This is a genomic window from Candidatus Micropelagos thuwalensis (assembly GCF_000469155.1).
GTDB lineage: Bacteria > Pseudomonadota > Alphaproteobacteria > RS24 > RS24 > Micropelagius > Micropelagius thuwalensis.
On record NZ_AWXE01000004.1, the window covers coordinates 718,759 to 734,136 of the forward strand.

General features: G+C 48.2%; 12 protein-coding genes. 3 read left to right on the forward strand and 9 right to left on the reverse strand.

The window, feature by feature from the left end; translation table 11 throughout:
• Positions 1-8 precede the first annotated feature (8 nt).
• From addB to trxA, 3 genes are all read left to right on the forward strand, one after another.
• Entirely contained in the window at positions 9-3,083 is a 3,075-nt protein-coding gene (gene addB, locus RS24_RS08110; protein WP_021777726.1) for a double-strand break repair protein AddB, read from the forward strand.
• Between the two features lies 1 nt (position 3,084).
• Positions 3,085-6,594: a double-strand break repair helicase AddA gene (addA, locus tag RS24_RS08115; RefSeq protein WP_021777727.1), complete on the forward strand. Its 3,510-nt coding sequence runs from the start codon at positions 3,085-3,087 to the stop codon at positions 6,592-6,594.
• Positions 6,595-6,688: 94 nt separating this feature from the next.
• A complete protein-coding gene (trxA, locus tag RS24_RS08120; RefSeq protein ID WP_021777728.1) occupies positions 6,689-7,015 on the forward strand; it encodes a thioredoxin in 327 nt (108 codons plus the stop codon).
• Here trxA and RS24_RS08125 read toward each other — a convergent pair.
• From RS24_RS08125 to rpsA, 9 genes are all read right to left on the reverse strand, one after another.
• Positions 7,012-8,268, reverse strand: coding sequence for a bifunctional folylpolyglutamate synthase/dihydrofolate synthase (locus tag RS24_RS08125; RefSeq protein ID WP_021777729.1), 1,257 nt, complete (start codon positions 8,266-8,268; stop codon positions 7,012-7,014). The two genes, trxA and RS24_RS08125, sit on opposite strands and share 4 nt — an antisense overlap.
• Positions 8,269-8,288: 20 nt before the next feature.
• A complete protein-coding gene (accD, locus tag RS24_RS08130) occupies positions 8,289-9,176 on the reverse strand; it encodes an acetyl-CoA carboxylase, carboxyltransferase subunit beta (RefSeq protein ID WP_021777730.1) in 888 nt (295 codons plus the stop codon).
• A 58-nt stretch (positions 9,177-9,234) separates the two neighbouring features.
• Positions 9,235-10,059: a tryptophan synthase subunit alpha gene (gene trpA / locus RS24_RS08135; RefSeq protein WP_021777731.1), complete on the reverse strand. Its 825-nt coding sequence runs from the start codon at positions 10,057-10,059 to the stop codon at positions 9,235-9,237.
• Between the two features lie 12 nt (positions 10,060-10,071).
• Positions 10,072-11,286, reverse strand: coding sequence for a tryptophan synthase subunit beta (gene trpB, locus RS24_RS08140; RefSeq protein ID WP_021777732.1), 1,215 nt, complete (start codon positions 11,284-11,286; stop codon positions 10,072-10,074).
• A gap of 39 nt (positions 11,287-11,325) precedes the next feature.
• On the reverse strand, positions 11,326-11,967 hold the full coding sequence (locus tag RS24_RS08145) for a phosphoribosylanthranilate isomerase (protein WP_021777733.1): 642 nt from the start codon (positions 11,965-11,967) through the stop codon (positions 11,326-11,328).
• A 2-nt stretch (positions 11,968-11,969) separates the two neighbouring features.
• The gene (pyrF, locus tag RS24_RS08150; protein ID WP_021777734.1) at positions 11,970-12,689 is read right to left on the reverse strand and encodes an orotidine-5'-phosphate decarboxylase; all 720 of its coding nucleotides are present in this window, start codon (positions 12,687-12,689) and stop codon (positions 11,970-11,972) included.
• On the reverse strand, positions 12,682-12,963 hold the full coding sequence (locus RS24_RS08155) for a hypothetical protein (protein WP_021777735.1): 282 nt from the start codon (positions 12,961-12,963) through the stop codon (positions 12,682-12,684). Before RS24_RS08155 ends, pyrF begins: the two co-directional genes overlap by 8 nt.
• Positions 12,964-12,972: 9 nt before the next feature.
• Positions 12,973-13,260, reverse strand: coding sequence for an integration host factor subunit beta (locus RS24_RS08160; protein WP_008518798.1), 288 nt, complete (start codon positions 13,258-13,260; stop codon positions 12,973-12,975).
• Between the two features lie 108 nt (positions 13,261-13,368).
• On the reverse strand, positions 13,369-15,261 hold the full coding sequence (rpsA, locus tag RS24_RS08165) for a 30S ribosomal protein S1 (protein WP_021777736.1): 1,893 nt from the start codon (positions 15,259-15,261) through the stop codon (positions 13,369-13,371).
• Between the last annotated feature and the right edge of the window lie 117 nt (positions 15,262-15,378).

A 15,378-nucleotide genomic window follows, 5' to 3' on the forward strand; every position in this document is an offset into this window, starting at 1 on the left:
ATAAAAACATGTCACGACGCTCGCATGTTTTTAATATTCCTTCCGGCTTTAGCTTTCTTGAGCAACTGGCAACAACGATTTTATCTGACCCGACTCTCGATGGGTTATTTGACTCGCAAACACGCCTACAGGATTACACAATTTTACTTCCGACTCGCCGGGCGGTAAGAAATTTACAAAATCTGTTGTTGCAAAAATCAGGAACAGATGTGCTTTTAATGCCTGAAATCCGCCCTCTGGGGGATGTCGATCCAGAGGAGATGATTTTTGCTGAGGCCGAGGCCGGACTAACAGGTCTTTCCGGTGCGTTACCTTCGCAGGTACCGGCAATCTCTGGCATTGAACGCGATATAAGTTTGATGAGCTTGGTTCAAGCCTGGCTTGAGACATCTGGTCGTGCCGGGGGGCTGGCATCAGCCTCGAAACTAACCGCTGAACTGACAGCCCTGCTGGACAGTTTGCAAATTGAGGAAGTTGATACCTCTCAACTGAATTCCCTCGTGCCGGGCGAATTCAGTCATAATTGGCAACAGACGCTTGAATTTCTAAAAATCTTAACATCGGCATGGCCGCTTCATAAACAAGAAATTGGTCGTTGTGATCCGAGTGAAAGGCGTCGCCTCTTATTGGACAGGCTGACGACATTATGGACAACGCATCCCCCCGGCGGACCGGTCTTAGCAGCAGGGTCTACGGGGAGTATTCCTGCGACTTCTCGATTATTGCAATGCATTGCGCGGCTTGAAAAGGGGGCGGTTGTTTTATCGGGGTTGGACATGCAGTTGCCGCCGGAAGGTTGGGCACAATTAAAAAATGAACATGCTCATCCGCAATCTGGTTTGTTTCACCTTTGCGAGGCAATGGAATTACAACGATCAGATATTCGGACCTTCCCTGGATTACAGACAAAATCTACCACGAATATCCAATGCGCGCGTGCGGCCTTTGTGAACCAGGCTTTATGGCCGACATCGCTGACGGGGCGATGGGTTGATTTGCTCACGGACGAAAAACCATCCCAAAATCTTTTTGAAAACATGCATATCTATGAGGCGCCGGATATACGAAGTGAAGCCGGCGTTATCGCCTTGGCCCTCAGAGAGGTTTTGGAAACGCCTAAAAAGACAGCCATGTTAATTACTCCCGATCGTCAATTGGCACGGCGCGTTTCGATTTTGCTGAGAAAATGGGGCGTTAAGATTAACGATACGGCGGGTCAACCATTGTCGCGGACACCGGTTGGTATTTTTGCCGGTCTGGTCTTACAAGCCATGGTTACTGACTTTTCCCCTGTTAATTTACTTGCTCTTTTAAAGCATCCTTTTTGCCGCGCTGGGCAGAGTGCCAAGACCTACCGACAGATGATTTCTCGATTGGAGCTTTATGCCCTTCGTGGCTTTAAGCCCGCAGGAAACGGGGTAAAAGTTGAGAGTAAAAACGGTCTTGATTATATCAAGGCGCGCCTTGAGCGCCTGCAATCTGAAAAAAGGCAGGACAAACAAAATACAAAAGAAGAAGCGCATATTGGCGAAGTGATTACCTTTATAGATAAGCTTCAGCAATTATTTAAGCCACTGAGGGAAGTGCCATTTCAGGCAACTTTGAACAAAGTTGGTCTGGCTCTTTTGGCGGTGATGGAGAGCCTCAGTCGTGATGACGCGAATATCTCAATTTTATGGGACTCTGCGCGGCAAGAGGATAGTGAGCATCTCGATGCCTTCATGTCGGTAATGGTTGAATTTATTAAAGCTGAAGATTTCACTGTGCCACAAAGTGAATGGTCGGCTCTGTTAGATTACTGGCTATATCAGACGCCCGTTCGCCCAAGGGTCAATGCACATCCCAGATTATCAATTATGGGTTTGCTCGAAGCCCGGCTTGTTGACGCGGATTTGGTCATACTCGGTAGTCTGAATGAAGGGACTTGGCCGACCCTGCCGGAAACCGGGGCTTGGTTGTCGCGTCCTATGCGGGAGAGCCTTGGTATGGTTGCGCCGGAGCGCCGTATTGGTCAAAGTGCTCACGATTTCGTTCAGGCGTTTAGCGCACCGGAAGTCCTCCTGACCCGTGCGGAAAAAATATCAGGTACACCGCAATTGCCTTCACGCTGGTTGAGCCGCCTCAGAGCCTTACATGCAGGCTTATATGAGGATATCTGCTCCTGGCCAGATGCAGAGCGGTTATCAACTTTGTGGACGGCACTGGATACACCACCACCACCAAAGGCGGAAAAACGGCCTGAACCTAAACCGCCTGCCGATGTTCGACCTGACCGCCTGTCCGTTACCCAAATTGCAACTCTTCAATCTGACCCATATGCAATTTACGCAAAACATATTTTGAAGCTTAAGCCGCTTGACCCGCTTGAAGCAGATGTGACCGCGGCGATACGCGGTAGTTTTATTCATAAAGTGTTGGAGCAATTCACTCTCAATCATCCAGATACTTTGCCGGATGATACGGCCGCCGCTTTGCGCGAAACAGCATTAAAATTGGCTGATGAAACCGCCGAGGGGCAAGCTGTTTTGCTTTATTGGTGGTCAAGGTTTTCGGCTGTTGCAGATTGGATTGCGGATTTTGAAATGTCCCGTCGTCCCGGGATAAGCAAAATATTTACTGAAATTACCGGCAGTATGACATTCGATATTGCCAACAAGCCTTTTAATTTGACTGCTAAGGCTGACAGGATTGAGCTGACCGATAAGGGGTATATTAATATTCTCGATTACAAAACCGGATTACCGCCCAGCAAGTCCGATATTGAAAAAATGCGTGCGCCGCAAATGCCACTTGAGGCCGCCATTGCCATTTCTGGTGGTTTTGAGGGTATCGACAAAAACGCCCGCATTAAGGAGCTGTCACATATTCAGGTGCATGGCGGGTATCCCGCAGGGACAATCAGAACGGAAGAGAACCCTGAGGAACTTGCTGAAACAGCCTTATCCGGCTTGAAGAAATTACTGGAATATTACGCTGATGAAAACACGGCTTATATTCCCGAGCTTCACCCAGACCGTGTGAGCTTCAGGGATTATGCCCATCTTGCAAGGGTGCAAGAATGGATGAGCGAGGAAGATAGTTGATATGGAGCGCGCACATCAGCAAGCTGTTCAAGAGGCTACCAGTGCAGAAAACTCTGCATGGGTGTCAGCGCATGCGGGGTCGGGCAAGACCTATGTGTTAATCACCCGTCTGGTGACGCTCATGCTGTCCGGCACGCGGCCTGAAAAACTTCTCTGCCTGACTTACACGCGTGCAGCTGCGGCGGAAATGAAGCAACGCCTTAATGATTTGTTGGGTGAATGGGCGGTATTGCCGGATGGTAAGTTGAAATCCGAAATGAAACGCCGCACCGGTCTAACGCCAACACAAAAACAAATTAACGATGTGCGTCAGCTTTTTGCCCGCGCTATGGACACACCTGGAGGTCTGAAAATTCAGACAATTCACGCTTTTTGTGAAGCTTTGCTGAATCGCTTTCCCCTTGAAGCTGGCATATCACCGGGTTTCAAAGTGATGGACGAAAGGGCTTTTCAGGCACTTGCGACAGATACGCGACAAAAAATTCTTCAACAAACCGAGTCAGATGAGCTGACAAAAGCACTGCAACGATTAACGCGGCGCATGAATGAAACTGTTTTTAACAATTTGTGTAAAGCTATTACTGAAAAGCGGCGAGATTTTTTGACGCAAAGCGATGAAGAGCGACGTGACGGGTTAATGAATATGTTGAACGTAACACAGCATGTTCCGTTGGAAAGCTTCGGCGACGCGTTTATCAAGGGTATCTCAAATTCCACATTGGTGGATGCAGCGCAATGCCTTAAAAAGTCCGGCACAAGTGATCAGAAACTCGCCAACTCAATTGAGACATTGCTGGCGGCGCTCGAACAATTCACCGATTTTGAAATGCTTTTCCCGACGATGGAAGATTTCTTCATGACGGATAATGGCCCTCGAAAGAAATTTGCTACCAAATCTGTTGCCGAAGAATTCCCGAAAGAAACCGGCTATTTGTTGGAGCTTCAGGCGATTTATATCCGCTTGCGGGAGGATTTTCTCGCGCAGCTTAATCTACAAATTTCTTTGGATATTTATACTCTGGCAGATGCGTTGCTGGCTGAGATTGACCTCAAAAAAAATCAACAGGGTTATCTTGATTATGATGATTTAATTTTTTATGCCGATAAACTTCTCAGCAATCGCCGGGATACTGGATGGGTGCTGTATAAGCTGGATGGCGGCATTGATCATATTCTGGTCGATGAGGCGCAGGATACAAGCCCGCGGCAATGGTCGGTTATCTCCGCTATTGCGGAGGAGTTTTTTGCCGGTGAAGGCGCCTCCCCCCGCCAGCGTACCCTATTTGCCGTAGGCGATGAGAAACAATCCATATTTAGTTTTCAGGGGGCAGACCCCGATAAATTTGATGGCATGCGGAGTTTTTACGCAGACAAAACCGCCCATGCGCAGGCTGATTTTAAACAGGTTGAACTCACTGCATCCTGGCGATCCACAAAGGATGTTTTGCACCTTGTTGATAGGGTTTGTGAAAATCAGAAAGTGCAGTCGCAATTAACCAAGCAGGGTGAGAAGGTTTCGCATATCAGCATGCGTGCCAAGAAAAATGAGACAGGCGGGTTGGTAACATTATGGCCGGTTGAAAAAGGTGAAACACGCCCGGCGGTAGATTTATTTGACCCCCGACAGGCTTCGGAAACTGCATCGGACATCACAGGTGGGGTGACGATGACACCACAGCAAAAGGTGGCGCGCAAAATTGCGCATCAAATTGCCGAATGGCGGGATGATCCAGAGAGCAATATCACGCCTGGCGATATTTTGATTTTGGTACAAAATCGCGGACCATTTGTGCAAGATATGATACGTGCTCTCAAGAGCCAACATCCGCCGATAGATGTTGCCGGGGCTGACCGGATGACATTGACTGACCAGTTAGCAGTTAAAGATCTTATCTGCGCTGGGCAAATTGTTTTGATGCCGCAAGATGATTTGATGTTAGCTACATTTTTACGCTCGCCATTAGGGGGGATGAGTGAACAGGACCTTATGACACTCTGTCTCAATTCTGGGTTTAATCGTGGAAAAAAATCTTTGCTTGCCTGTTTGCGTCAAATTGATGCCGACGGGACATCTGGCGAAGACAAGGGTTATCTCATGCGCGCCCGTGCAGCATTGGAGATGATTGATATTTTGATGACCCATGCTGACAAGCTCCCGCCGTATGAATTCTATGCTTATTTGTTAGACGCGCTTTCCGGGCGGGACAAATTAAGAGCCCGGTTGGGGGTAGAGGTCGATGATCCAGTGGAGGAGTTTTTAAATCAGGCGCTGGAATATGAGCGACAAAATTTGCCCAGCCAGCAAGGTTTTTTGCACAGAATTCAATATGATGATTTGCAAATCAAGCGAGATATGGAACAGGGGGGCGATGCGGTGCGTATTATGACAGTGCATGGCGCCAAAGGTCTTGAAGCACCGGTGGTTTTCTTGCCTGATACTTGCCGTTCGCCCGTTAAATCCGCAAATCTTCAATCGCCTATAAGCTTTTCTCCTGCAGGGAATGTTCTGTGGCAGCCATCGAAAAAACTTATCAGTAAAGCGGGAAAACAAACCGGCGATAAAGAGCGCGCCCTTGAAAGTGCCGAGCACAAGCGGCTTCTATATGTCGCGCTCACACGCGCAAGAGACCGTCTATATGTCACAGGATTTCTTCCCGCGAATAGGAATTTGCCAGAGGCCTGCTGGTACAGTCTGATTGAAGAAGGCATAAAACTTGACGGGCATGCTTTGCCGGATGGGGCTGGGTGGCAAATTGGAGATGCTTCTGCTGTCGGTGAAAAAATTGCGCTTGATGAAGAAGGTGTTGTGTCTTCTGAAGTACCAAATGCGGAAGACCTTCCAACAACTCATGTGCCGCTTCCATCATGGGTAAATCAGGCCGCCAAAAGGGAATCCATTTCAAACCTGCCACTTGGTCCCTCTGATTATTTTCACCAAAGGCGGGGGCCTAAAGACCCGTTACCAAAGAGGTCTGATGAAACGCCAACACCAGATATAAAAGCTCGCCAACGCGGAACAATTATACACCTTTTGCTGGAAGGGCTTGCCGGACTTGAAGCTGAATATTACGAAACAACTGCACGACAATTTTTGATGCATTACCCTGATATGGAAGTTGAACATGAGCAGATAATCTCTGAGGTGATAAAACTTCTGGAAAACCCAGATTTGCAAATGCTCTTCGGGCCACATAGCCGTGCTGAGGTTCCGATAGGCGGGCGGGTGCTTATGCCCGGTGGCGATCAGCAACTTTTCAGCGGGCGAATTGACCGATATGTCGAATTGCCTGAAAAGATTTTAATTGCAGATTATAAAACGACACGGCATCCACCTTCACCGGATGATCCTATTGAGACGGATATTGCCGTTCAGTTGGAAATCTATAGAAAACTTGTAACCGCCGCCTGCCCCGGTAAAGAGGTGCGCTGTGCTATTGTTTGGACAACAGGGCCATATTACCGAGCTGTTACATCTGAAGAACTTGAAACAGCCTGGAAAAAAATAAATTAAAATTACGTGTGCAAATCGCGTAAACTTATTGGCAGGTTCTTGAAATTAGTGGCTCGAAGACATAGTTTCATAGAACAAAACAAGGAGAAACTGCATGTCAGATAATGCCATCATCAACGCCGGTGACAGTGATTTTGAAGAAACAGTATTAAATGCCGACACACCCGTTTTGGTCGATTTTTGGGCAGAGTGGTGCGGGCCTTGCAAGCAAATTGCCCCGGCTCTTGAAGAGATTGCGGCTGAAATGGGAAACATCAAGATTGTTAAAGTCAATATTGATGAAAACCCTAAAACCCCAACTAATTATGGTGTGCGGTCTATTCCGACAATGATGATTTTCCAGGACGGTCAGACAACAGCGACAAAAGTCGGCGCGGCATCGAAATCCGATCTGGTAAGCTGGATTGAGGAAACGGTTTAGTTATCGTTTTCTGCTAGCACATAGCCTGACAGATACAGAGATCCGCAAATTAAGACATCTCCCTGTGCTGCGGAAATAGCAGTTTCAAGGTCATTGAATGCTACCGCCTTTAGTCCGGCGGCTTGCGCTTTTGCGGTCAGGTCATGTGCGGTGTAACTATTTGGTTGGTCAGGAATGGTGATGCAATTCAAGACCACATGGCTTTGACTGAATGATTCCAGCCATTTTTCAGCATGTTTGGTTGCCATTAATCCGCAAATAAGAGTTACAGGTTTATCCGCGCTAGAAAAATAGTCAGATAACCAGACGGCAAGTGCTTCTGCCGCTGCCTGATTATGCCCACCATCAAGCCAGACTTCACCTGTCGCCATATCTATAAGTTTCCCGGTGGTGAGTTTTTGGAGGCGCGCGGGCCATACAGGTTTTTTAAGACCCTCACATATCGCATGTTCAGCTATGCCCAGATAATATGCTGCCATCACAGCCGTACTGGCATTAACTATTTGGTGCGCTCCGATAAGTCCCGGTATGGGCAAGTCCATCAGCCCGTCTGGGTGCTGGACGACGAGCCTTCCATGTTCTGTATAGGCTCCCCAATCGTGTCCGTAACACATTAGAGGGAGATTATATTCGGTGGCGCGCGCCATGATAACTTCGCGCGCACCCTCATCTTGTTGCGATATGATTACAGGCATTCCGTTGAGGCTTGGTTTAAGAATACCCGCCTTTTCAGCTGCAATAGCCCTGATATCCGTGCCCAGAAACTGTTCATGATCCAAACTGACAGGTGTGATGATGGATAATAAGGGTGCGTCAATAACATTTGTGGCGTCTAATCTTCCGCCAAGTCCAACTTCCAGCAAAAGATAATCTGCAGGGTGGCGGCTAAACGCCAAAAAAGCGGCGGCGGTTGTGGCTTCGAAAAAAGTAATTGGTTCGCCATTATTGACCTGTTCAACCTCTGCCAGAGTTTCAGAGAGCAGGTCTTCGGAAATATCACATCCGTTGAGACGGATGCGTTCATGGAAATTTACGAGATGCGGTGATGTATAGCTATGCACCTGCGCTCCATTTTCCTCCAACATAGACATGAGCATGGCGAGAGTTGAGCCTTTACCGTTCGTTCCGGCGATATGAATGACCGGAGGCAGGTGGTTTTGAGGGTTGCCCAAATCGTCAAGCAAACGCCACATGCGGTCTAATGATAAATCTATATATTTCGGGTGAAGCGCCAGTAAATTTGCTAGCGTCATATCACTTTGACGCGACAGAATTATTCTCCGGCAGGAATAGCTTGTTTCTCCTGACCACTTTGCGGGTCAATCAGAAGACGCAATAATTTGCCAAGCGTTTCAGCCAGCCTGTGACGGTGAACAACCATGTCAACCATGCCATGCTCCAGCAGATATTCTGCACGCTGGAAACCTTCAGGAAGCTTTTCGTTAATCGTGTCCTGAATAACGCGTGGTCCAGCAAAACCGATAAGTGCGCCCGGTTCGGCAATATGAACATCACCCAACATGCCATAAGAAGCAGTCACGCCGCCTGTGGTAGGGTCGGTCAAAATAACGATATAGGGCAGGCCCCTATCGCGTAATTCTTGAATAATGACTGTTGTGCGTGGCATTTGCATCAAGGACATGATGCCTTCCTGCATACGCGCGCCACCAGCCGCCGCGACAACAATAAACGGGCAATTTTTTTCAAGTGCTGTTTCCCCGCCACGAATAACAGCTTCACCAGCTGCCATGCCCAGAGACCCGCCCATAAAGGCAAAATCTTGCACGACCACAACTGTTTCAACGCCGCTAATATCGCCAACACCAATGGACACAGCATCCTGCATGCCAGTTTTGTTGCGTGCTTCTTTCAAACGGTCAATATAACGTTTTTGGTCTTTAAATTTCAGTGGGTCAACGGGTACCTCTGGTGTTTCCACAAGGTCATAGCTACCATCAAAAAGAAGCTCAAAGCGTTCTTTTGTTGAAAGGCGCATGTGATGATCGCAGCCAGGGCATACTTTGCTCAGATCATCCATATCTCGATGGAAAATCATTTCGCCGCATTCTGTACAATTGACCCATAAATTTTCTTCAGTGTCATCCTTACCGCGGAAAACACTCTCGAATTTTGGCCTTACGAAATTTTTAATCCAGTTCATTTTCTATCCCATGTAGTCTGCATGGATTTATTCGATATTCTGAATATAAGTAACCCTTTTACGCTCGTTTTACGCCATCTGCAAGCTCTTGTGCCTTTTTTAGCGTTTTCCCCACTGTTTCGGAACTTGCGCGCCCTTGTGAATCAAGCGAGTCAGCTATGATATCTACCAAGGCCGAACCGACCACAGCCCCATCAGCGACAGAGGCGATAGCTTCAGCCTGGTCAGCAGTTCTTATACCAAAACCAACGGCAACCGGTAAATCGGTGTGTCTTTTCACGCGTGCGACAGCCTCTTCAACAACATGACGTTCGGGGCTGGCGGAGCCGGTAATACCTGTTATGGAAACATAATAAACAAAGCCAGAGGTGTTCGCGAGTACTTCGGGAAGGCGGACGTCATCGGTTGTCGGTGTTGCAAGGCGAATAAAATTCAGCCCTGCATCCAAAGCTGGTATGCAAAGCTCATCATCTTCTTCGGGCGGCAAATCGACAATAATCAGGCCATCGACACCTACTTGCTTGGCGTCATGAATAAAGGCGTCTACGCCATATATATAAACCGGATTGTAATAGCCCATGAGTACAATTGGTGTCTGGTCGTTATGAGTGCGGAATTGGCGTACCATGTCAAGCGTGCCTTTAAGGGTCATGCCCGCTTTTAAAGCCCTTTGCGATGAGGCTTGAATAGACGGCCCATCCGCCATTGGGTCGGTGAAAGGCATTCCCAGCTCAATAATATTCGCACCTGCGCCGGGTAACCCTTTCATAATTTCTAGTGAGGTTGTCGGGTCAGGGTCACCGGCGGAAATAAATGCCAGAAAAGCTTTAGAATTGCTTTCACTGAGATGTTTAAAAGTCTTATCAAGTCTAGTCTGCTGCATCAGTGTTGTCCGTCAGCCAATATCCACATTAAGGTGCTCTGCAACGGAAAACACATCTTTGTCTCCGCGACCGCACATATTCATCACCAGAAGGTGATCGCTTGGAAGGTCTGGCGCTATTTTACCGACATGAGACAGCGCATGGCTCGGTTCGAGAGCGGGAATAATACCTTCAAGTTTTGTGCAAAGCTGAAAAGCGTCAAGCGCCTCTTGGTCAGTGGCGGACACATAAGTAACGCGACCAGTGTCCTTGAGATAGGCATGTTCTGGCCCGATGCCAGGATAATCTAGGCCAGCAGAAATAGAATGTCCTTCGGTAATCTGCCCATCTTCATCCTGCAGGAGATAGGTTCTGTTCCCATGTAATACACCCGGCTTGCCCCCCGCCAGTGAAGCGGCGTGTTCAGGTGTATCAAGACCATGCCCACCTGCTTCAACGCCGATAATGTTGACTGACTCGTCATCGAGGAAAGGATAAAACAAGCCCATCGCATTAGACCCGCCGCCAATACAGGCACATAAAGTGTCCGGAAGCCGGCCCTCGCGTTCGAGCATTTGTTGCTTGGTTTCCTGCCCGATAATGGACTGGAAGTCTCTGACCATAGCGGGATATGGATGCGGCCCTGCGACAGTGCCGATAATATAAAAAGTCGAGTCGACATTGGTGACCCAGTCGCGCAGGGCTTCATTCATCGCGTCTTTCAATGTGCCCGCGCCGGATGTGACCGGCATGATTTCCGCCCCCAGTAATTTCATGCGGAACACATTGGGCTTCTGGCGTTCAATATCTGTTGCGCCCATAAATACTGTACAAGGCAGACCAAAGCGCGCTGCCACTGTTGCCACAGCAACACCGTGCTGACCTGCTCCAGTTTCGGCAATGATACGACTTTTGCCCATGCGCTTTGCGAGCAATATTTGACCAAGGCAGTTATTTATTTTGTGAGACCCTGTGTGATTTAACTCATCCCGTTTAAGGTAGATTTTCGCGCCGCCATAATGTTCCGTAAGGCGTTCAGCGAAATATAATGGGCTGGGGCGTCCTACATAGTGAGTTTGTAAATCCTGTAACTGGTCGAGAAATGCCGGATCTTGACGTGCTGCGCCGTAGGCTTTTTCCAAATCAAGTATAAGCGGCATAAGCGTTTCGGCAACAAAGCGCCCACCAAAAATGCCAAAACGGCCATTTTCATCCGGTCCAGTTGTATAGGAATTTGCTTTCGACATGGCCTGTTCCATTTCTGAAATCACAAAGTGGGTTATATATCATTTTTCTAAGCGGGCTGCTTGAATAAATCGTGAAATTTTATCCTGGTCTTTTATCCCTGCTTGGCTTTCCACACCGGAAGAAACATCCACATAGGTTGCACCGGTCGCTAGCACAGCCTCTCTGATATTGTTTGGTGTCAGCCCCCCTGCCAAGAACCAGGGAAGAGCGCCGTCATAATCCGTCAATAACGACCAGTCAAAACGATGTCCTGTGCCCCCTTTTGGACCATCAGGAAGAGGTAGGGCATCCAGAAGAATGAAATCCGCACAGCTATCAAAGTTTTTGGCAGACTCCAAATGCGCCGCAGAGCCAATTCCCAGTGCTTTGATAATTCTGCAGTCAAATTTCTGCTTGAGCATTGTGCATCTTTCAGGGCTTTCCGCGCCATGCAGCTGAATATAATCCGGTGCAATGGCCTCAATCATATATTCTGTCAGATAATCGTCGGGGTCGACGGCCAAAGCGACTTTCTTGATAGACGCATGCAGTTCTTTGGCAATCAACCCGGCTTGTTCATAAGATAAATGACGAGATGATCCGGGGTGAAAGACAAAGCCGGCGTAATCGGCTTTAGACTCCTCCAGAAAATGCGCATCTTCTATTTTAGTAATGCCACATATTTTAACTTTAATGCTCATCTCTAGCCCCTGGCACTCTTTAGAGAAGCCAAAATAGCAGATGCCGCTTGAACGGGGTCGGTGGCTTGGGTAATAGCGCGTCCAATGACAAGAATATCCGCCCCAGCTTCCAAAGCAGCTTCGGGCGTCATAATGCGTTTTTGGTCATCTGTTGCATGTTCAGCCGGTCTAATGCCGGGGACTATGAGTCTAAAATCTGGGCCGCACTGGTTTCTGAGCGCCTCTACTTCATGCGCTGAGCAGACAACCCCCCCCATATCGGCTTGTTGGGCAAGATCGGCAAGCCTTAATACCTGGTCACGCGGAGTGGCGTTAACACCAATCAGATTAAGGTCGTCATCTTCAAGGCTGGTGAGCACGGTAACTGCAATCATCAAAGGCGCAGTAAGGTCATTTTCCGCCGCGGTATCTTTAGCGGCTTTACTGGCGGCGCGCATCATGTCGAGGCCGCCCCCCGCATGCACATTTAAAATGGCTGGTTGAAGCGGGCATAACGCGCTCACAGCAGCCGCCACAGTATTAGGAATATCGTGAAGCTTTAAATCTAGAAAAATCGGCAGTCCGGTCGCGGCGAGGTTTTGATAACTTGCCAAACCTGCGGCGTAGAAAAACTCCATGCCAATTTTAATGCCGCCAATATGGGGTGACAAGTTCTCAGCGAGTTCAGTTGCCCGTGCGGGGTTCTGTGTGTCGAGGGCGCAAAAAACTGGATTTTCATTCATCGTCTTCTCTATCCTTATCCCTCGAAAAAATACGGTCCATATTTTTAGTTAAACCATTCATCACACTGGTCACGCCACTGCGTATATAGCCGAGTAAAATGCCAAAGCCAATGGCGCCCATTAAAAGGACAAAAAGCGGTGCGCGAAATCCATATGAAGGGTCATCAGGATAGAATGGGTTTAGGCTAAAGGAAACGATTTGTCTGTTGGCAAGGGCTAGAAAGATAACACCCAAAGCAATCAGAAAAAATATCAGCCTGTTAAGAAGTTTCAATAGAGGCCCTCACGAGCCTTCATTGTTCAGGCGATCCCGCAAGTCCTTACCGGCCTTGAAGAAAGGCACACATTTTTCGGCAACGGCAACGGCTTCGCCGGTTCTGGGATTACGTCCTATTCTGGGTGGACGTATTTTAGCAGAGAAAGCGCCAAACCCGCGTAACTCAACGCGATCACCACGACCAAGGGCTTCGGTGATTTCATCAAGTATCGTATTCACCACCCGCTCTACATCTCTTTGATAAAGATGGGGATATTGGTCGGCAAGACGATTAACGAGTTCAGATTTGATCATGAGTTATAATTCCTTGGTGTAAGGAAAAGTTATCCTTTCAACCGCATATCAGTCAAGTCGCTAGAGGGGCAATATTCTTAAAAAAATATCACCCCTTAACTTATTCAATTATGCGGAATCGTCACCTGACTCATCAGCAGATTCATCTGTTGTGTCTTCCGTTGCCTCTGCTTCGGGCGTTTCCTCAGGAGTTGCCTCTTCTGTAACTTCTTCAGTGGGCACTTCCTCGGCAACTTCTGGTGTAGGGGCTTCTTCGGCTGGTGCTTCTTCAGCAGCTTTTTCAGATGGTGCTTCTGCATCCGTGTTTTTGTTCAAAGCTTCACCCAGAATGTCACCTAGTGACGCGCCTGAACTCACTGAACCATATTGTGCCACAGCTTCTTTTTCTTCCGCGATTTCCAAAGCTTTAATAGAAAGTCCAATCCGACGTGCCTTGGCATCAAAATTGGTGATCATGGCATCCAGCTTATCACCAATTGCGAAACGTTCAGGTCTCTGGTCTTCTCTGTCACGGGACAGGTCGGAGCGTCTGATAAAGGCGCTAAATTCGCTTTCACCAACAGACACTTCCAGACCGCCATCATTAACGGCAGTAACCGAACATGTGACTGTATCGCCGCGCTTGAGTTTGCTGATACCTTCCATCGGGTCACTCTCAAGCTGTTTAATACCAAGACTGATGCGTTCTTTTTCCACATCAATATCCAGAACAACTGCTTCGACATCTTGATTTTTCGCAAAGCCTGCAAGCGCCTCTTCACCGGAAAGATTCCAGTCAAGGTCTGACATATGCACCATACCGTCGACATCATTTTCAAGTCCGATAAAGAGACCGAATTCTGTGATGTTTTTGATGGCCCCTGTCACTTTCGTACCAACCGGATAGGTTGTAGCAAAGCTGTCCCATGGATTATCCATGCATTGTTTTAGTCCGAGAGAAATGCGGCGTTTGGAACTGTCTACCTCGAGAATCATGACTTCAACTTCTTGCGAAGTTGAGACGATTTTGCCCGGATGGACATTCTTTTTCACCCATGACATTTCCGAAACGTGGACAAGACCTTCAACACCATCTTCAAGTTCAACAAAGGCACCGTAATCGGTGATGTTTGTCACATGGCCTGTAAACCTGCCATCAAGTGGGAATTTCTCTTCCGCAGAGTCCCATGGGTCATTATGGAGTTGCTTCATGCCAAGGCTAACGCGCATGGTTTCAGCATTAATCTTAACGACTTGAACCTGAACGGTTTGACCAATAGTCAGCACTTCTGATGGATGATTAATCCGGCGCCAAGCAATGTCCGTAACGTGAAGCAGGCCATCAACACCGCCAAGGTCAACAAATGCACCATAATCAGTGATGTTTTTAACCACGCCTTCTGTGACTTGGCCTTCTGCAAGATTTTGGACAATCTCACTACGGGCTTCTGCACGTGTTTCTTCCATAATCGCCCGACGCGATACAACAATATTTCCACGACGGCGATCCATTTTTAAAATTTGGAAAGGTTGTGGCTTATTCATTAGCGGGGTGATGTCGCGAACCGGACGAATATCAACCTGGCTGCCCGGCAAGAAAGCGGTCGCGCCATTCAGATCGACAGTGAAGCCGCCTTTCACGCGCCCGAAAATAACACCGGTTACACGTTCATTGGCTTCAAATGATTTTTCAAGCACAGTCCAGCTCTCTTCGCGCCTAGCTTTGTCGCGCGAGAGCATGGCTTCGCCCATAGCATTCTCAATACGTTCCAAATAGACCTCGACATCGTCGCCAACACTCAGATCGGCGGGCTGTCCGGCCATAGCGAATTCTCTCAAAGGGACACGGCCCTCTGTTTTGAGGCCCACATCAATAATGGCGAGATCATTTTCAATAGCAGTTACGCGCCCTTTAACGACAGTTCCTTCAAGAACAGATTGACCGGAAAAACTTTCTTCCAGCAGGGCAGCAAAATCTTCAGTTGTCGGATTCAGTTCCGACGGGTTAGAGGTTTGAGACAAGTGTCATCTCCTGTTAATCATCAAATTAAATAAGTGCCGGCCGGTTGTGTCCGGCGGTCTTCCCTAACCGCCACACCATGCGACGGCAAAGAGCTATTATGAAATTACCCGAGCGGT

Excerpts from the sequence above, each read along its gene's own strand:
- addB (WP_021777726.1), top strand. The coding sequence starts at position 9 with ATGTCACGACGCTCGCATGTTTTTAATATTCCTTCCGGCTTTAGCTTT.
- addA (WP_021777727.1), top strand. The coding sequence starts at position 3,085 with ATGGAGCGCGCACATCAGCAAGCTGTTCAAGAGGCTACCAGTGCAGAA.
- trxA (WP_021777728.1), top strand. The coding sequence starts at position 6,689 with ATGTCAGATAATGCCATCATCAACGCCGGTGACAGTGATTTTGAAGAA.
- RS24_RS08125 (WP_021777729.1), bottom strand. The coding sequence starts at position 8,268 with ATGACGCTAGCAAATTTACTGGCGCTTCACCCGAAATATATAGATTTA.
- accD (WP_021777730.1), bottom strand. The coding sequence starts at position 9,176 with ATGAACTGGATTAAAAATTTCGTAAGGCCAAAATTCGAGAGTGTTTTC.
- trpA (WP_021777731.1), bottom strand. The coding sequence starts at position 10,059 with ATGCAGCAGACTAGACTTGATAAGACTTTTAAACATCTCAGTGAAAGC.
- trpB (WP_021777732.1), bottom strand. The coding sequence starts at position 11,286 with ATGTCGAAAGCAAATTCCTATACAACTGGACCGGATGAAAATGGCCGT.
- RS24_RS08145 (WP_021777733.1), bottom strand. The coding sequence starts at position 11,967 with ATGAGCATTAAAGTTAAAATATGTGGCATTACTAAAATAGAAGATGCG.
- pyrF (WP_021777734.1), bottom strand. The coding sequence starts at position 12,689 with ATGAATGAAAATCCAGTTTTTTGCGCCCTCGACACACAGAACCCCGCA.
- RS24_RS08160 (WP_008518798.1), bottom strand. The coding sequence starts at position 13,260 with ATGATCAAATCTGAACTCGTTAATCGTCTTGCCGACCAATATCCCCAT.